Raw genomic sequence first — 18960 nt, 5'->3', positions numbered from 1 at the left:
CAGGCCTAAGCTTTTACTTCTTTTTGCATGACATAATCGTTTAGAACATAATCATAATAAGGAATATCAATCGTTTCAATGATCTCAAAGCCCTGCTTCAAATAGAAATGGTAAGCAGGGTTATTTCTATTTACGTTCAATTCAAGAATCCCTTTACCCTTTAAGATGGTTTTTTCTGAAGCGAAGTCTATCAGCGCCTTTCCGAAGCCTTTTCCTTGCACATTGGGCATCAAATAGAGCTTTTCAATACGTACACGATCCTCAAGAGTTCGCAAGGCAATAAATCCCTGACCGATACCATCTTCTTTCAAGACATAAAAAAATTGGCCATTAACCATACTTTCTGCAAGTCCCTCAACGGTATAGCTTTTTTCGAGCATAAAGTCAATTTGATCTTGTGAAAGTATCTCTCCATAAGTAACAGGCCAAATACTATGCGCCATATTTGAAATGCTTCTGATATCGCTTTGTTCTGCCAATTCTATTGTTATCATGCAATCTTTTCTCCTATTAAAATGTATTTTATATGGGAAAATTTAAGGACAAATAAGCCGTCTTTTTCCATTTCGTATTCGTTGTCATTGATCTTAATCAAGCCTTCGTGCGTGTTTTTTTCATCAGCATCAAGGCCCTCAATTCGGATTCTTTCCCCTGTAGGCTTCCATTTGGTGAAGCCTGTTGTCACAAAACAATAGCGAACTCCTTTAGAGATAAGCACAATATTAATCTGCTCCAGATAGGGCTGGTAATAAGCCACATCAAGCTGATCAGTCAGGATATTCACCGCTTTGTATTGATGTGCTATCAGGTATTCTATAGCCGTCTTTAGAAAATCATTATCATAGGAAATGATCTTTAAATTTTCCTGTGAATCGTTAATGGATTTTTTTGTAAAAACGATATCGAACTTATAACCACGCGCATCCAATAAATCGATGGTTTCCGCCTCAATGACAATTGTGGGGCTCCATTCCAGCAGCTGCCCCAAGCCCTCTTCGTCGATGAGGAAAAGGTCTTCAATCAGTAATGCAGGTTCCTGATTCTCTCGAACAATGTGATGAGATGACATATATAATTTAATAACCGAGCCTACGCAAGGTAATGTATGCCATCAACCCCGTACTAATCTCCAAAGAAGTCTCATCCACGTCAAAGGTCGGCGTATGGACAGCTGAAGAGATACCACGTGCTGCATTACCTGTACCCAAACGATAGAAACAAGCATTAATTTCTTGTGAATAATAGGAAAAATCCTCCGCAGCAGGCCATAGATCTAAGTCTACCACATTTTCCTTACCGAGATACTCTTCTGCAAATGTCCGTGCACTTTTAGTCAATTGGGGCTCATTGATTAGAAAAGGATAGCCCTTACGGACTTCAAATTCACAAGTCGCTCCCATACTTTCAGCAATGCTCACAGCAATCTTTACCATGCGCGCATGTGCTTCAGCACGCCACTCCTCATCAAATGTGCGAAATGTACCTTCCAGATAAACCTGGTCAGGAATAATATTTGTAGCTCCGTTGGCCATAATCTTTCCAAAAGATAGCACAGTCGGTGTACGTGGATCTGCAAAACGACTAGCAATCTGCTGCAAAGCGGTAATGATCTGTGCTGTAATAACAATTGGATCAATATTTTGATGCGGGTGCGCACCATGCCCGCCCCTGCCTTTGACTGTCATAAACAGTTCATCGCAGGAAGCCATATATTTTCCCTCACGGAAACCAACCTTGCCTACCTCAATAAAGGGCATCACATGCTGACCTATTATGGCTGAGGGGGCAGGATTCTGCAAAGCGCCCTCTTTGATCATTAAGGAAGCTCCTCCTGGCAAGCGCTCTTCGCCAGGCTGGAAGATCAATTTGATCGTTCCTCCAAATTCGGCTTTTAGGCTATTCAATATTTTAGCTGTCCCCAAAAGTGAGGAGGTATGTACATCATGGCCACAGGCATGCATCACTCCTGGGGTGTTGGAACCATATGAACGCCCCTCCACTTCTTGAATTGGTAAAGCATCCATATCTGCGCGCAACGCGATAACTTCATCTGAGGGTAGGTCACCTTTGATTAAAGCGACAATCCCCGTATCAGCTTTAGCCTCATAAGGAATTCCCAATTCATCCAATTGCTTTTTTACAAATGCCGAGGTATTGTATTCTTCGAAGGAAAGTTCAGGATTCTGATGAAGATGTCTACGGTTGGAAACCGTATCTTCAAAATATTGATGAGCTAAGGCCAGGACTTTTTCTTTCGTACTTGCCATAAGGTTGATTGATTTATTGATATACAAAAACGTTCTCTGAAAAAACAAAGACGTTGCTAAAATATTGACGTAACTCGCGCATGAAGGCATTTGCTTCAGAGCGACTTCTAAAATCACCTACCTTGACGCGATAATTGGGTTCATCATAGGTGATATAGGTATCAATATCTTTATACATACTTCGGAAACGTGTCTGCTCCGAAAATGCCTGATTCCGATTCGATCCAGCAAAGATCTGTACACGGAATCCCCTTACTTTGACCCGCGTCGCCGCTGAGCGGACAACGGGTTTAGCAGGAACTACTGTCGCTTTGCTTTCGACAGGATTGATCCCCATAGCTGCCCTGAAATTTTGAAGCTGTGTAATCAATGAATCTTTGGTTACAATTACTCCACCTTTTTCTTGTGCGTTTACCTGAACTAGCGCAAACAACACAAGTGCATGTATGAAAATCAATCCTCTCTTCAGCATAGTTTAACCTTTCTTATCGATTAGTTATTTGCGCCGTGGCAATTTTTATATTTTTTTCCTGAACCACAAGGACATTCGTCATTGCGTCCAACAGTATTCTCGTTACGAACAGGTTCTTTTGGACCTTCATTCACATCCTCCTCACTCACACCTGTAGGCGAAGCCAATTCAGCTTTCGTTTCAATCGTTTTTACTGGAGCCTGCTGTACTTGTCTCGCTTGCATAGAAGTCGGTTCTTGACCAGGGATCTCTCCTTTGAAAATAAAGCTAACGACATCCTTATTCATTGAAGCCAACATCGATTTAAACAAATCAAATGCCTCCATTTTATAAATGATAATCGGATCCTTTTGTTCATAAACAGCATTTTGAACCGATTGTTTCAAATCATCCATTTCACGCAGGTGCTCTTTCCAAGCCTCATCGATTAATGCCAATACGATTCCTTTTTCAAAAGATTTGAAAACTTCTTTACCGTTGCTTTCGATGGCTTTTTTCAAATTCGCCGAAACTTGAATGCCACGGATACCATCCGTAAATGGAATAACGACATTTTCGACGATCTGACCTCTTTCCGCATATACATTATTCAATACAGGAACTGTCAAAGCACCAACGGCCTCAATTTTATGGTGGTAAGCGTTAATTGCATGCTCAAAAAGACGATCAGTCAAGCCTTCAATTTTACCCTGTGCAAATTCTTCTGCTGTAATTTCTGGTGTGATCGCAAAAATACGGATTACTTCGATTTGGAAATCTTCGTAATTACCTTGCTCTTTTGCTTCAACGACAATTTCTTCTGCAACATCAAAAATCATGTTGTTCAAATCCACGTCTAAACGTTCTCCAAACAAAGCATTTTTACGTTTCGAATAAATTACGGTACGTTGGGAGTTCATTACATCATCGTATTCCAATAGACGTTTACGGATACCGAAGTTATTCTCCTCCACTTTACGCTGTGCGCGTTCGATGGATTTGGTCAACATACTATGTTGCATCACCTCGCCCTCTTCAACACCCATTTTCACCATGATGTTAGAGATTCTCTCTGAAGCGAATAAGCGCATCAAGTTATCTTCCAAAGAAACGAAGAATTGCGAAGAACCTGGATCTCCCTGACGACCGGCACGACCACGTAACTGACGGTCAACACGACGAGATTCGTGTCTTTCGGTACCGATAATGGCAAGACCACCAGCTTTTTTAACTTCTTCGGTCAATTTAATATCCGTACCACGACCAGCCATGTTCGTCGCAATGGTTACTTGTCCTGGGCGTCCAGCTTCAGCGACGATATCAGCTTCTTTTTGGTGTAACTTCGCATTTAATACGTTATGCTTGATCTTACGTAATTGAAGCATACGGCTCAATAACTCCGAAATTTCAACCGATGTGGTACCGACCAATACTGGCCGTCCCTGCTCTGTTAATCGTTGGATTTCTTCAGCTACAGCATTGTATTTTTCACGGGCCGTACGATAGATCAAATCTTGACGATCATCACGTTGGATTCCACGATTTGTCGGAATTTCTACGACATCCAATTTATAAATTTCCCAAAGCTCACCGGCCTCTGTCGACGCTGTACCCGTCATACCCGAAAGTTTGTGGTACATGCGGAAGTAATTTTGCAATGTAATCGTTGCGTAAGTTTGTGTCGCATCTTCTACTTTCACATTCTCCTTTGCTTCGATCGCCTGGTGCAGACCATCTGAGTAACGACGGCCATCCATGATACGACCTGTTTGCTCATCGACAATTTTCACTTTACCTTCATCAACGATATATTCAACATCATTTTCAAACAAGGTATATGCTTTTAACAACTGGTTGATCGAGTGGATACGCTCTGCTTTAATCGAATAATCGCGCAACATATCTTCTTTCTGAGCTGCCTTTTCTTCCAAAGTCAACGAAGACTTTTCAATTTCGGCAATCTCAGTACCAACATCCGGTAAAATAAAGAATGAAGGATCTTCGCCTGTTGCTGTAATCAACTCGATACCTTTTTCTGTCAATTCTACTTGGTTGTTCTTTTCATCAATCACAAAATAAAGTTCTGCATCTACTTTAGGCATATTTTTATTTTGCTCTTGCATATAGTAGTTTTCTACTTTTTGTAAGATCGAACGATTAGCGCCTTCGCTTAAGAACTTGATTAATGCTTTATTTTTAGGCAAACCTCTGTACGCTCTTAATAATGCCAAACCGCCGCCTTCAACGTCAGAATCACCTGCCGCCAGCGCTTTTTTAGCATCATTCAAGACGGTATTGATGTACGCTTTCTGTACATGCACCAAACGCTCGATACGTGGTTTTAATTGGTAGAATTCGTGTTGATCGCCACGAGGAATCGGACCTGAGATAATCAATGGTGTACGGGCATCATCAATCAATACGGAGTCAACCTCATCGACCATGGCAAAGTGTAATTTTCCTTGCACCAATGCGTCCGGAGTCTGAACCATATTATCACGTAGATAATCGAAACCAAACTCGTTATTCGTACCATATACGATATCCGATTGATAAGCTTTACGACGTTGCGGGGAATTCGGCTGATGTTTATCAATACAGTCAACAGATAGCCCATGGAACTCAAATAACGGAGCATTCCACTCCGAGTCACGACGAGCAAGGTAATCATTCACCGTTACAATGTGTACGCCTTGACCAGAAAGAGCATTTAGATAGGTCGGTAATGTTCCTACCAACGTTTTACCCTCACCGGTTGCCATCTCGGCAATTTTACCACTGTGCAATACAATACCACCGATTAATTGGACATCATAGTGTACCATGTTCCAAGTGACCTCAGTACCTGCAGCCATCCATTTGTTTTTCCAAATCGCCTTATCACCATTGATGATAACGTTTGATTTGTAAACAGCCAATTCTCTGTCAAAATCGTTGGCAGTAACTTCTAATTCTTCGTTTTCTGTCAAACGTCTTGAAGTTTCTTTTACCACGGCAAATGCCTCCGGCAAAATATCCTTCAATACCTCTTCCAACTTCTTGTCACGGTCTTTGGACAATTTGTCCACTTGCTCGTAAATAGAAGTTTTCTTTGCCATATCGTCCTCGTCTTGATCCGCTTCTTTTTTAAGCGTGTCAATTTCTTGGTCAATATCGGCTAGGTAATTTTTAATTCTTTCTTTGAAATCAACGGTCTTGGCACGTAACTCGTCATTGGTTAGATTTGAAAGCTTCTCATATTCAGCTTTGATTTGGTCTACCACAGGCTGAATTCCCTTGATATCTCTCTCGGATTTACTTCCAAATAATTTACTTAAAAACTTTAACATAATTTTTTTTCTATCTCAACTTAAGATTTTGTACAATAATGACTCCAAAGTAAAATTGCAGACAATTTGACACTAATCGGGCAAATTTAGTTATTAGATATGATATCTAACAGCTTACATCCATTTTTTTTACGTTATTTTTATTGAAAATGTCAGTTCCTTACAGCCTGCAAGAATCCTCTACCTATTTATCCCCTTTTACGCCATCTTGACGTGAAGTTTTTCTGAGCAATATGAGCTTTAAACCGACAGTCAATTTATGATAAAAACAACTTACGGTCTGAATGCGGAATGAATCCCAGTTCCTGTGCCTTTTCAAACATCTTCGTAATTGCATCACGTCCTTCAAGCCCCAATGCTACTGAATATTTATTGACATAAAGTTCAATATGCTTGTACATCACCTCTTCACTCATTTCCTGTGCATGTGCACGAATGAATTCAAGCCCAGATTTCGGATTGGCAAATGCAAATTCTACACTTTCTTTCAAAATCGTATTCAACGTCTCCTTCACTTCTTGTGGCAGACTACGTTTTACGACAATTCCTCCAAGAGGAATCGGAAATTTTGTCGTCTTCTCCCAATACTCACCCAGATCCACCACCTTATGCAGTCCTTTTTCGGCATAGGTGAACCTATTTTCATGAATAATCAACCCTAAGTCGATGGATCCATCCAGTAAAGCTCCTTCAATATCCGAAAAAACAAGTTCTACTTTATTTTTTAATTCGGGGAATGCCAGGCTTAACAAAAAATTAGCCGTGGTATATTTCCCTGGATACCCTACTTTCAATTGATCAAACCCATCTAAACTTTCGGCCCGATCTAATTTTTGCTGCAGCAATTTTGCTAATTTCGGATCCTTCGTAATCAGCATAGGCCCTACACCAAATCCTAAAGCACTCCCTGCATCGAGCAACTCATAATCTTCAACAGCGTAGGCAAAGGCATGATAGCTCAGCTTGGTAATGTCAAGATCGCCTTGAAAAGCTTTCAGGTTCAAGGTCTCCACATCTTGATATTCCACCTCAAAATCCAGTCCTTTGGTATCTATCTTATGATGAATCAATGCATCAAAAATAAATGTATCGTTTGGACATGGAGAAAATCCTAATGTTAATTTCATGTTGTACAAAATTTTTCCCGTGGGTCAGATGGGGTTTATGAATTTTAATCAAACTGTAATTCTATGCGTGATCAGGTATAGTATCATAGCCAAAAAAGTACTTGCAATAATTCCTTTTCCCAGGTGATCTTTCCCCGATCGATACGCAAAACGTAAAAGCACTAAATTAACCAATACAGCTATAGTGTAGATGGCCATAGGCTTCTCGGGTAAAAAATGAAGTTCAAGATCCGTAAAACGTACTAAAATATAAGCCAATACTGGAGATACAATACCGATACCCAATCCGATCCAGCTATTATTTTTCACGTTTATCGCCTCCCCTTGTATTTCCCAAATGATCAAAGCTCCATGAATTCAATTCTGGAATGGCGTGATGTGCCGTCATATCGAACTGTGTCGGAACGACAGATACATAACCATTGGCCAATGCAAAACTATCGGTATCTTCTCCTCTGTCCTGCAAGACAAATTTACCCGTTGTCCAATAATAATCACGATTGTGTGGATCAATACGTTCATCAAATTCTTCTACCCAATGTCCTCCTGCCTGTCGGCAAATTTTAATACCTTTAAAACCTGCTGTTTGGGGAAAATTAACATTCAGCAATGTATTTTTAGGGAGACCGTTAGCCAGCACCTGCTCGGCAATAGAAATCACGTAGGGTCTGCAATAGCTAAAATCCGCATCGTGAGAAAAATTATCAAGCGAAAACCCCACAGAAGGAATCCCTTCAATGGCCCCCTCTACCGCAGCAGACATCGTACCGGAATATAAAACATTGATTGAATTGTTGAGCCCATGATTGATCCCCGATACACATATATCAGGCTTTTGCCCTTTAAAAACTTTATTTACAGCAAGTTTTACACAATCTACTGGCGTTCCTGAACACTGGTACATTTCAACCCCTTCATATAAATTGATTTTATCCAAACGTAGTGGCCTACCAAGTGTAATGGCATGCCCCATTCCAGATTGTGCCGAATCAGGAGCAACGACAACTACATTTCCGATTTTCTGCATCTCTTCCAACAGCACCTTAATACCTGGCGCTGTAATACCGTCATCGTTAACAACTAAAATATTGGGTTTCATATGTAAATAATTTGCTTTTTAGATGGTCATAAGGGACCCCCAGTCCTCTCGGTCCGTGTTTATGCGTTTAGAATATGGGAATTTCTTCTTTACCATACACGAAGTTAGTAAATCTGAAACCGAGATGTAAATAATATTGACACAACAGGTAATTATTATCTGCAAAGGCCGCACATTAGGACGCCAAACAGTAAAAGCAACTGTGGAAAACAGCGGTTCAAACGAACACATGGAAGTCGGAAAAGAGCGATGAGATTTGGGCGCATCAAATGAGGATCAGATGGTGACCAAATTCGATGTTTTGACAGTGCTTGTTCAGTGCTCGTTCAGTGCTTGTTCAGTGATCATTCAGTGAACACTGAAGGAATACTGACTGATTACTGTTTAAAAATTGGTTAAAAACTGTTATTAAGTAGAATTTGGTCGAAGTATATTGCAGTCATAATAGCCATGTCGATTATCTTAAAGTTGCTACCGCTTTCGGAAAACCAACCGATCACTACGACATCGTTTGCGTAAGATTGTATCGCAATTGACAAATATTAGCCCTAAATTTAGCATTCAAACAAAAATAATAATTCAGTTATGAGCATTAATTTTGAATCCCGCTATGCAATAGGGCCAAAGGAATACAAAACTTTAGATACACAAGGATTAAGGGAGAATTTTCTAATTGAAACAGTTTTTGAAGCAGACAAAATTAATTTTGTCTATACCCACTACGATCGCTATATGGCCGGTGGAGCAATGCCTGTAAGCTCAAAAATCAAATTAGACACCATTCCCGCATTATTAAAAGAACCTTACTTCCTTTCTAGAAGAGAGTTGGGTATTATCAATGTCGGTGGGAACGGTCAAGTCGAAGTTGACGGCATTATTTATGATCTCAATACCAAAGAAGCCCTTTATATCGGTCAAGGTGCTCAGGAAGTTTATTTTTCAAGCCAGGATGCTGCAAAACCAGCAAAATTCTATTTAAACTCTACACCTGCACATTGCAGCTATCCAACTAAAAAGGTAACGAAAGAAGATGCGAATAAACTAGAATTGGGTTCATTGGAAACTGCCAACCACCGTACGATCAACCAGATGTTATTGAACAAAGTGGTACAAACCTGCCAATTACAGATGGGCATGACTGAGTTAAAACCCGGATCTGTATGGAATACAATGCCATCCCACACCCACGATCGTCGTATGGAAGTCTATTTCTACTTTGAATTACCTGAAGGTCAGGCTGTATCACATTTTATGGGACCTATCGATGAAACCCGCCATATTTGGATACACAACGATCAGGCTGTAATTTCACCGCCATGGTCAATTCACTCAGGAGCTGGAACGTCCAATTATACATTTATATGGGGAATGGCAGGTGAAAATTTAGATTATGATGATATGGACAAATGTGCCATCACAGAATTGAAGTAATATGAAAAAAACACTCGTATTGAGTTTAGCGCTAGGGCTTTCAACGGTTGCTTTTGCGCAGAACAACAAAACCATTACTGTAAACAACTCTTCCGCTAGCGCAAGAACAGAGTTGATCAGTATCCCTTATACCACATTTGAAAAACACTTCGCATTAAAAAACAGTGTATTTACTATTGTGGACAAGGATAAAAAGGAACTGGCCTATCAGCTCGAAAAACTAGGAAAACCGACGGCACAAAATATTTTGATTCAAATAACCGTTGCTCCTAGAAGCTCAACAACCTTTGGGGTTAATGGAAATAAACCCGCAACTGTCACTCCAAAGACTTATGCGAGATACGTCCCTGAACGAAAAGATGACTTTGCATGGGAAAACGATATTGCAGCGTTTAGAGCCTATGGAAAAGCTTTAGAAGGCAGCTCTGAGGATGCACAAGGTTTTGATTTCTGGGCAAAACGTAGCAATGATCTTATTGTTGACGAATGGTATAAAACTGGGGACTATCATGCCGATCATGGCAAAGGATTAGATTATTATTCCGTCGGACAAACCTTAGGTGTCGGCGATGCAACGCCATTCATTGACGAACAGGTCGTTTACCATAAGCATTATCGTCAATACGAGGTCTTGGACAATGGTCCGCTACGATCCACATTCAAACTTATTTATGAACCGGAAAATGTAAAGGGTCAACAGCTACAAGTCGAAAAAACAGTTTCTTTAGACGCTGGGAGTCAATTGAACAAGATAAGCTATTCCATCAAAAACACAACCGCTGCCGCTACGCCAATTGTTGTGGGGATCGCTAAAAGAAAAGAGGAAAAACCTCAAATTCTAAATGATGTAAAGAATGGCATTTTAGCCTATTGGGAGCCTGCAGAAGGAGATAAAATTACAGGAACAGCCGTTATTTTACCAAAAGTAAAGTATGTGTTCAAAGATAGCCCAAAACAATTTTTACTGGCAACCACCGTCAAAAATGATAAACCCTTAGTTTATTTTGCGGGTGCTGCGTTCAATAAAGCTGGCAAAATAGGGAATTTTGAGCAATGGCAGTCTTATGTAAAAACATTCAAAAACAATTTAGATCAACCATTAACAATAAAATATTCAAAATAATGTCCATACTGCAATCTTTTGACTTAAGTGGGAAAGTAGCCTTGGTAACAGGCTGCAAAAGGGGAATTGGCAAGGCAATTGCCGAAGCATTGGCTGAAGCTGGGGCAGATATTATAGGCGTTTCGGCGTCATTGGAAATTGAAGGCTCCGCAGTAGAAAAATCCGTAAAAGCATTAGGCAGAAATTTCTATGCCTACCAGTGTGATTTCGCCAAACGGACAGCGCTTTACGCGTTTATTGAAAAGGTAAAATCAGCGCATCCTGCGATTGATATACTTTTTAATAATGCCGGAAATATACTTCGAAAACCTGCCGCTGAGCATCCTGATGAATACTGGGATGAAATCATCGAAATCAATCAAAATGCACAGTTTATATTGACGCGCGAGATTGGAAAGGACATGATTTCACGTGGAACTGGAAAAATCGTATTTACAGCCTCTTTATTAACTTTCCAAGGTGGCATCAATGTTCCAGGATATGCCGCTTCAAAAGGTGCCGTAGGATCCATGGTAAAGGCTTTTGCAAATGAGTGGGCTTCCAAAGGTGTCAACGTAAACGGGTTTGCTCCGGGGTATATCGCCACGGATAATACCGAGGCTCTGAGAGACGATCCCGAACGCTCAAAGTCCATTTTGGACCGTATACCTGCAGGACGTTGGGGAACTCCAGAAGATTTTAAGGGGCCAGCTGTATTCCTCGCTTCAAAAGCTTCCGATTATGTTCATGGAACCATCCTAACAGTCGATGGTGGCTGGATGGGAAGATAAAAGTCAATCTTTACGATGAGTTTGTTTTAAAAGTCTTTATTCTCAGGAGTAAAGGCTTTTTTTACAATTCTAAATCCCAGATTACTAAAAGATGCATTGGGACTAACTGAACCTATATATACGGTATTAAAAGCGGCACAGCTATTTTTACTACACCACCAGGACCCTCCACGGGCATGTGCAATAGAGCGGTCGCCATCTCTTTCGAGCTTTCCGGTGCAAAATTCAAATACATTACCAAAGATATCATAAAGTCCCCATGGATTGGGTTTGAATTTTCCGACCGGAGAAGTATAGAGATAACCATCGGAATAATCAGCTTTCAAATGATCTCTACCATGCCATACATTTGCATAATCGCCCATATTCTCTTTACTGAAACCTTCAAAATAATAGTCTTCGCTTCCGGCTCTAGCTGCCACCTCCCACTCATCAAAAGATGGCAATCTACAATTTGCCCATGTACAATAGGCCAGCACATCTTTATAAGAGATACAGGTAACTGGGTGATCCATCTTGGCCGCAATTCCGCCACGAATTACACCATTCGGAAAGCGCCAATAGGCCGTACTATCCTGCAACCAGCGAAACTCCGCCAGGCCAGGCTCAAAGACCATGGCATTATGGTAGCGTTCTGCTAATGTCTTGTAACCCGTTGCCTGAACGAATTTTTCAAATTCGGCATTCGTCAGCTCAAATTTCGAGATCCAGAACGATTCGATATGCACTGTTCTTTTGGGATTATCTAAGCTTGCTGTATCGCCCAAATGATAGTCTCCAGCTGGAATTTGGATATAGTTTCCAGCTTGGGCTTCACATTGGAGATGTAAAACAATCAATCCTATCAAATAGAGTAATTTGCTCATCCTCCTTGCCGTTTGTTATAATACAAATTTGACGTTTCGAATACTAAAAATCCAACTGCACTACTTGCTTTTTTTCTCATCGTAATATTTAAGCGCCCGACTAAAGATCAGCGCCTCATTTTCTTTGTTGTAATTTAGATACGAATAATAATTACTGTCCTCTCCATACAACTTTTTAAATGAACTGGATTTTATAAATTCACTGTATTCACCACGTTTCATCAGTAATAACAGCAACGTCAGTGCATCTTTATCCTTTGGTGTTTTCTTGGCATAATCAACAATAAAAGGGATCATCTGCCAGCCATTAATCTCCACTATGGCATGCTTATAATTTACCCCCATCCGTTTGCTCCGGACAACAGATTCCTGAATAAGCTTCATCACCGAATCCCTATTTTCCTGCAAAAAATCAGTCTGTCTTTGCGACCAAGAGGATTCATTAAAGCCGTCCAATAATGTAGCAAATATTTTTTTGTCGATCTGTGTCTGGTACTCGGGTATAGCACAATTTTGCGCATATAGCTCAGCATGAATCATGGTATAGGTGAACTTTTCACGCAGCGTTAGCTGTTTAAAATCAACGGCTGAAATCGCATTTATTCCCGCATCTGTTGTTTCCTTATCTTCTTCGGGGATTATTGTTGAAATTAATGCTTTTACTTTGTCCAAACCGTAAGGCGGTATGGTCATTTTGCTCCGCAGCTCAATAGCAGCAGGATCCATAAAAAGACTATTGTCATCCGCACTATCCGTCTGTGCCAAACCGGTCCCCCAATACACGAAACACATAAACAATAAAACGATTTTTCTCATAGCATACGAATTAATATATTTTTCTCTATCATAAACCTCCCCAAAAAGCCCAGAATTAAACTTGAGACTCATACCGCTAACTAAACAAGCCTGATAGGTAAAAAAACAGGTTCTCACGAATGATTGCTTTTATTTCCAGGCTATTTTAATTATTCATTAAAGATCGTCTTATCTGAGCTTAAAAGTGAAATATTATTCCTGCAAAAATTATTCCTTAATATTTTCTTGAGATACCTACAAACAAAAATCCCCGGATTTAATAAAACCCGGGGATATCATGCTTCATTTACTTCCATATATATCAAGAATATAAACCTTTCTTATCAATAAATTCAATCACCTTTTTAGGTGTAAAGAATTGAATATTCTTGTTTTCCTTGATTGCATTTCGCAAAAAGGTAGAGGATAATTCCATTAGTGGGGTGTCGGTCATCGTGATAGCGGGATGATCTTTAAATTTTTCATTATCGAACCCTGGTCTAGGATAAACATAAATCTGGTAATCACGCAAGATAATATCCGCATTCTTCCACTTTTCCAGCGATTCCAAATTGTCTTGTCCCATAAGTAGCACAAATTCCCGGTTTGGATATTTCTCGCTAAGATGCGTTAAGGTATCGATGGTATACGATGGTATTGGCAAATGGAATTCAATGTCACTTACTTTCAAATGATCACAGTCTTCCAAAGCCAGATTTAGCATTTCCAAACGGTCATAAGGGTCTGCTAAGGTAGACTTCTTTTTAAATGGATTCTGTGGAGAGACCACAAACCAAACTTCGTCAAGTCCAGTAAAATTGGCCATATAGTTAGCTATAATCAAATGCCCTATATGCACCGGATTAAAAGAACCAAAAAACAAACCAATCTTTCGCATGAACTTATTTATTGATAAATCCCATGACAATTTCTTCCGCATCGGCACATGCTGTAGCTAAATCAAAATTGTTCAATATGACATCAAATTTATTGGCATAGGTAAGTTCCAATTCTGCTTTCGCAAAACGCTCTTTCAGCTTTTCTTCCGAATCCGTTCCACGTCCTGTCAAACGCTCCTTAAGCACCTCCAATGATGGCGGTTGTACGAAAATAGAAATTGCCTGTTCTGGGAATTTTGATTTCAAACGTAATCCACCGACAACGTCGATATCAAAAATAACATGTTTACCTTCTTTCCAAATACGCTCAATTTCTGAACGCAAAGTACCATAGAAAGTCCCTGAATATACTTCCTCAAATTCGATAAACTCCTGTTTTGCTACCTTATGCAAAAATTCTTCTTTCGACATAAAATAGTAGTCCTTTCCATTTACCTCCTGCCCTCTTGGATCACGTGTACTTGCTGAAATGGAAAATTCAATCTTATCACCGTGTTTACTTAAAAGATCTCTTACTATTGTCGTTTTTCCAGCTCCCGATGGTGCCGAGAATATAATTAATTTACCGCTCATTCTTATAATACGTTGAGCAATTGCTCTTTTATTTTTTCCAATTCTTCTTTCATTCTGACCACGATCTGTTGAATGCCGGCATGGTTAGCTTTGGAACCTAAGGTATTGATCTCCCGCCCCATTTCTTGTGAAATAAATCCCAATTTTTTCCCGTTTGAATCCGCAGAATCAAATGCCTTTAAAAAGTAATTGCAATGGGCGCGCAACCGGACTTTTTCTTCGGTCACATCCAATTTGTCAATGTAGTAAACCAACTCCTGTTCAAATCGGTTCTGATCCACATTATCTTTACCCACCGTATCATTTAAAAATTGTTCAATACGCTGTCTGATCAAAGGAATACGTTCTACTTCTAAGGCCTCTACTTCTCCAAGGTAAGTTAAAATAAGCTCCGCGCGCTTCTTTAAATCTCCAGCAAGCACATTACCCTCGTCTTCACGAAATGTAGTAAAACGTTTGACCGCATCATAGAAAGCATCCATCAATACTTTGGATTCTTCATCATCAACGGAATCATCATTATTGGTAATTACCTCAGGCATATTTAACGCCAGTTCAAACAGATTGACATTGGTATCGTTAAGTTCCAAAGCGATCTGCTGCAATTGACTGTAATATTTTTTGAGTAAATCAGCATTAATAGAAGATGCCTTCGCCGTTTGATCCGTGTATTCAACAGTTACATTCATGTTCACTTTACCACGCTCAATAAGTTTACTGCTCTCAGTGCGCAGGGTCAATTCTTTGTCCGAAACAACTTTGGGCAAGCGAAGATTTAATTCAAGGAATTTTGAATTTAAGGACTTTATTTCGACACTATATTTAACTTTACCGTTATCAGCGGAAGCCGTGCCATATCCTGTCATGGATTTTATCATATGCAAAGGTATGACTTTTCAGTAAAAATTGAATACCCTGCGTCGATTAATTGCTGATACTCCCCAAATTACCTTTCATTTATCTACCAGTCGTGCTTGGCTATGATAACAACTAAATAACTTTCATAAGGTTTGGCACCTTTACACTCGACGTAACCAATTCCGACATCGTATAGCGAAGCATTCCACTGATCCATGCCCAGTAAATGTGTGCGATGATGATAACCCGGAGCTTCCTTTCCAATAATTAGAGCCTTAATGCCAGCGGTAGCACTAGATCGGTTGGCCGCAATAGACTCAAAATTGTTTGCATTTCGTTTGGACAGCCATGTTGGGTTAAGTTGATATCCGGCTTCGTCAATGAAATAATTTGGTCCATACCCCTCAGGTGAAACATGGTCAAAATAGGAGCGCTTGGCCATATCTTTTGCCCGATAAACTGCAACCTCCGCCAACTCCTTATTCCAATTGAGTTTGGTCCGTTTAATCTTCTGCAAGTTGAAGAGCTTCAGCTCTTTCTTATACCGTTCTGGATTCGTACGGATTTTGTTCAGTAATTCATAGGCCTCGGTCGCCTGATGATGATCGACAACGATACGTTGGGCAAAAATAGACTGTGTAAAAAGCAGGGTAAATGCTAAAACCAAATAGTTCATACGTAAATAATATCTTCTTGAGTGAGCTGACGAGATATCCAAACTATCGTCTCCCCTTCGCTTTTATAGAGTCTAACCTCTTGTTTATAGGCAATGTTTGTACTTTTTGATAGGGATATTTCGTACCAATCCTTTAACCTTAAAAGACTACATTTAGTATGTAACGTTTAATCTTTTTTTGTTTTTGTCTGCGAAAAAAACTGTATAAGCATGGGTATTAAGCTAATAAAGATAACCGCCAAAATAACAAGGGAAAAATTATGCTTAAAAAATGGTATTTGTCCAAAATAATAGCCAGCCAAAATAAATAACGAAACCCATAATATGCCCCCAAGTATATTATATTTCCCGAAGGTTGTATAGGGCATACGGCCAATGCCTGCCACAAATGGTGCAAAAGTCCTTATAATCGGTACGAATCGGGCATATACAATAGTCCTTGTTCCATGCTTAGCATAGAAATCTTGCGTTTTTTGCAGATAAGCCGGTTTAAATAACCTTGATCCAGGCTTAAAAACCCGAACTCCAAAATATTTGCCAATTTCATAATTCACAAAATCACCGAAGATAGCGGCAAAAATAAGAATGACTATAAATAATGGTAAGGAAAGCTGACAATCCGGACGGGCAATGATTGCTCCCAAGGCAAATAAAACGGAGTCACCAGGGAGGAATGGGGTAACAACAAATCCTGTCTCCGCAAAAATGATTAAAAACAAAATCAGATAAGTCCAATTTTCATAACTATTGATCAGTTGCAATAGATGCTGATCGATATGCAGGATAAAATCAATAAGCTGTGAAATGAATTCCATTTTTTTGATCTATAAAAAAAGGGAATCTTATTGGATTCCCTTTTTAGTTTTTATCTTTTCTTTTACAAGCTCGAAGATTATTGGCAATATGGATATAAAAATAATAATCAATACGACCTTCGAGAAGTTATCTCTTATAATAGGGATATTTCCTAAAAAGTATCCTGCTAGGGTTATACCTCCCACCCACAAGACGGCACCTACGACATTATAGGTAATGAAAGTACCATAATTCATCCTTCCAATACCACCAACAAAAGGCGCCAAGGTCCGTACGATTGGTACAAAGCGAGCGATAACAATTGTTTTACTGCCATATTTCTCATAAAAAGAATGTGTTTTGGCAATTTGCTCGTCTTTGACAACCTGTTTACCAAAGAGCTTAAATCTTGTAAGGCGCATACCAAAATGTTTACCGATAGCATAATTTAAGGAATCTCCAGAAACTGCGGCGATCAATAAAATGAGAATCATCAACCATACGTTAAGATCATTCGGTTGTGCGGCAAGCATACCTGCAGCAAACAACAACGAATCTCCTGGTAAAAAAGGCATTACAACCACTCCAGTTTCTACAAAAATGATGAGAAACAGAATAAGGTATGTCCAAGTCTGATAATCATTGACTATTTCAACCAAATGTTTATCGATATGGAGAATAAAGTCAATAAGATGCGTAACTATTTCCAAAGCGAAAAGACGATTAAGCGTTGTTTAACATAACCGGCATCACCAACATCAAAATATCTTCATGATCTTCAGATACAGCCGGAATCAATAAACCAGCACGATTTGGTGTACTCATCTCCAAAACAACTTCTTCACTTTCCAAGTTATTTAACATCTCGACCAAGAATTTAGCGTTGAAACCAATTTCCATATCATCGCCTTCAAATTGACAGGATAAACGTTCATGCGCTTCATTCGAGAAATCAAGATCTTCTGCAGAGATATGCAATTCACTACCCGAGATCTTTAGGCGAACCTGATGTGTGGTTTTATTAGCGAAAATCACCACCCGTCTCAATGTATTTAAAAACAATAGTCTATCGACAGTCAACTTATTTGGATTGACTTGAGGAATTACAGCAGCATAATCTGGGTAACGCTCATCAATCAACCGACAGATCAAATTGATATTACCAAAGCTAAAGAATGCATTGGTTTGATTATATTCAATAGATACTGTAATATCATCGGATGGCAATGAAGATTTAAGTAAAGAAAGTGCTTTTTTCGGTAAAATAAGGGATGCGGGTTTCTCCGCTCCGATATCCGTTCTTGAATAACGCACTAACTTGTGCGCATCAGTAGAGACAAAAGTCACATTCTTTTCAGCTAATTGGACCAAAACACCAGACATAGCAGGCCTCAACTCATCATTACTGACGGCAAAGATCGTCTTACTGATTGCTTCAGACAGAATAGGCGCTGGCATCTGAATGACTGAACCATTATCTATTGAAGGAATTTTAGGAAAATCGTCAGCATTCTCTCCACTCAATTTATATTTCCCATCACCGGCACTGATCTCAATAGCCAAGGTATTCATGTCTACTGAAAATGCTACTGGTTGATCTGGCAAAGTTTTTAATGTCTCGATCAAAATCTTCGACGGCATGGCTACTCTTCCCTCTTCCTTTGCTTCGATCTGTAAAGAAGTAACCATACTTGTTTGCAGATCCGTAGCAGAAATAGTCAAGTTATTGTCTTTTATTTCAAAAAGAAAGTTTTCCAAGATTGGCAAAACAGTACTTGTACTGGATGCACCATTGATAGCTTGTAACTGCTTTAATAAAATTGATGTTGATACAATGAATCTCATTTCCTGAATACTAATTATTATGTGCAATAATACACAAATTAATCAATATTTTTCAG

At 39.6% G+C, this 18960-nt stretch carries 20 protein-coding genes; 3 read left to right on the top strand and 17 right to left on the bottom strand.

The window, feature by feature from the left end; genetic code table 11:
• Positions 1-5: 5 nt before the first annotated feature.
• The 8 genes from DTA23_RS15175 to surE all read right to left on the bottom strand — a co-directional run bounded on the left by DTA23_RS15175 (position 6) and on the right by surE (position 8273).
• A complete protein-coding gene (locus DTA23_RS15175; protein WP_070562594.1) occupies positions 6-494 on the bottom strand; it encodes a GNAT family N-acetyltransferase in 489 nt (162 codons plus the stop codon).
• The gene (locus tag DTA23_RS15170) at positions 491-1069 is read right to left on the bottom strand and encodes a hypothetical protein (protein WP_070562597.1); all 579 of its coding nucleotides are present in this window, start codon (positions 1067-1069) and stop codon (positions 491-493) included. Before DTA23_RS15170 ends, DTA23_RS15175 begins: the two co-directional genes overlap by 4 nt.
• 7 nt (positions 1070-1076) lie before the next feature.
• Complete coding sequence (locus tag DTA23_RS15165) at positions 1077-2267, bottom strand: M20 metallopeptidase family protein (RefSeq protein ID WP_112375450.1); 1191 nt, start codon at positions 2265-2267, stop codon at positions 1077-1079.
• Positions 2268-2280: 13 nt separating this feature from the next.
• Positions 2281-2739 (bottom strand): SPOR domain-containing protein, encoded by a 459-nt coding sequence (locus DTA23_RS15160; protein WP_088159759.1) that lies wholly within the window; start codon positions 2737-2739, stop codon positions 2281-2283.
• Between the two features lie 20 nt (positions 2740-2759).
• On the bottom strand, positions 2760-6047 hold the full coding sequence (gene secA, locus DTA23_RS15155) for a preprotein translocase subunit SecA (RefSeq protein WP_112375175.1): 3288 nt from the start codon (positions 6045-6047) through the stop codon (positions 2760-2762).
• 257 nt (positions 6048-6304) lie between these two features.
• Positions 6305-7174 carry a menaquinone biosynthesis family protein gene (locus DTA23_RS15150; RefSeq protein ID WP_070562601.1) on the bottom strand — a complete coding sequence of 290 codons (870 nt, stop codon included), beginning with the start codon at positions 7172-7174 and terminating at the stop codon, positions 6305-6307.
• A 48-nt stretch (positions 7175-7222) separates the two neighbouring features.
• Complete coding sequence (locus tag DTA23_RS15145) at positions 7223-7483, bottom strand: hypothetical protein (RefSeq protein WP_070562604.1); 261 nt, start codon at positions 7481-7483, stop codon at positions 7223-7225.
• A complete protein-coding gene (gene surE / locus DTA23_RS15140; protein ID WP_046672576.1) occupies positions 7473-8273 on the bottom strand; it encodes a 5'/3'-nucleotidase SurE in 801 nt (266 codons plus the stop codon). The genes DTA23_RS15145 and surE overlap by 11 nt, the downstream gene beginning before the upstream one ends.
• 585 nt (positions 8274-8858) lie before the next feature.
• Between surE and kduI the strand changes: the two genes are divergently transcribed.
• The 3 genes from kduI to DTA23_RS15125 are packed head-to-tail and all read left to right on the top strand — an operon-like array spanning position 8859 to position 11597.
• Complete coding sequence (gene kduI, locus DTA23_RS15135) at positions 8859-9704, top strand: 5-dehydro-4-deoxy-D-glucuronate isomerase (RefSeq protein WP_070562607.1); 846 nt, start codon at positions 8859-8861, stop codon at positions 9702-9704.
• 1 nt (position 9705) lies between these two features.
• Positions 9706-10827 carry a BT3233 family polysaccharide utilization protein gene (locus DTA23_RS15130; protein WP_112375174.1) on the top strand — a complete coding sequence of 374 codons (1122 nt, stop codon included), beginning with the start codon at positions 9706-9708 and terminating at the stop codon, positions 10825-10827.
• Between the two features lie 5 nt (positions 10828-10832).
• Positions 10833-11597: an SDR family oxidoreductase gene (locus DTA23_RS15125; RefSeq protein WP_172462444.1), complete on the top strand. Its 765-nt coding sequence runs from the start codon at positions 10833-10835 to the stop codon at positions 11595-11597.
• Positions 11598-11623: 26 nt separating this feature from the next.
• Here the strand turns inward: DTA23_RS15125 and DTA23_RS15120 are convergent, their stop codons facing one another.
• The 9 genes from DTA23_RS15120 to dnaN all read right to left on the bottom strand — a co-directional run bounded on the left by DTA23_RS15120 (position 11624) and on the right by dnaN (position 18904).
• The gene (locus DTA23_RS15120; RefSeq protein ID WP_112375173.1) at positions 11624-12463 is read right to left on the bottom strand and encodes an SUMF1/EgtB/PvdO family nonheme iron enzyme; all 840 of its coding nucleotides are present in this window, start codon (positions 12461-12463) and stop codon (positions 11624-11626) included.
• Positions 12464-12523: 60 nt separating this feature from the next.
• Positions 12524-13279 (bottom strand): hypothetical protein, encoded by a 756-nt coding sequence (locus DTA23_RS15115; RefSeq protein WP_146753081.1) that lies wholly within the window; start codon positions 13277-13279, stop codon positions 12524-12526.
• A 301-nt stretch (positions 13280-13580) separates the two neighbouring features.
• On the bottom strand, positions 13581-14156 hold the full coding sequence (gene nadD, locus DTA23_RS15110; protein WP_070562618.1) for a nicotinate (nicotinamide) nucleotide adenylyltransferase: 576 nt from the start codon (positions 14154-14156) through the stop codon (positions 13581-13583).
• Between the two features lie 4 nt (positions 14157-14160).
• A complete protein-coding gene (gmk, locus tag DTA23_RS15105) occupies positions 14161-14730 on the bottom strand; it encodes a guanylate kinase (RefSeq protein WP_070562620.1) in 570 nt (189 codons plus the stop codon).
• Between the two features lie 2 nt (positions 14731-14732).
• Positions 14733-15608 (bottom strand): YicC/YloC family endoribonuclease, encoded by an 876-nt coding sequence (locus DTA23_RS15100; RefSeq protein WP_112375171.1) that lies wholly within the window; start codon positions 15606-15608, stop codon positions 14733-14735.
• Between the two features lie 83 nt (positions 15609-15691).
• Positions 15692-16264 carry a CAP domain-containing protein gene (locus DTA23_RS15095; RefSeq protein ID WP_070562622.1) on the bottom strand — a complete coding sequence of 191 codons (573 nt, stop codon included), beginning with the start codon at positions 16262-16264 and terminating at the stop codon, positions 15692-15694.
• Positions 16265-16431: 167 nt separating this feature from the next.
• Positions 16432-17079: a DedA family protein gene (locus DTA23_RS15090; RefSeq protein ID WP_070562625.1), complete on the bottom strand. Its 648-nt coding sequence runs from the start codon at positions 17077-17079 to the stop codon at positions 16432-16434.
• A gap of 27 nt (positions 17080-17106) precedes the next feature.
• On the bottom strand, positions 17107-17769 hold the full coding sequence (locus DTA23_RS15085) for a DedA family protein (RefSeq protein ID WP_083295820.1): 663 nt from the start codon (positions 17767-17769) through the stop codon (positions 17107-17109).
• Positions 17770-17782: 13 nt separating this feature from the next.
• A complete protein-coding gene (dnaN, locus tag DTA23_RS15080) occupies positions 17783-18904 on the bottom strand; it encodes a DNA polymerase III subunit beta (protein WP_046672565.1) in 1122 nt (373 codons plus the stop codon).
• Positions 18905-18960: the final 56 nt, after the last annotated feature.

Source organism: Sphingobacterium multivorum, from assembly GCF_900457465.1.
GTDB lineage: Bacteria > Bacteroidota > Bacteroidia > Sphingobacteriales > Sphingobacteriaceae > Sphingobacterium > Sphingobacterium multivorum.
This window is presented reverse-complemented; position numbering and strand designations above follow the sequence as displayed.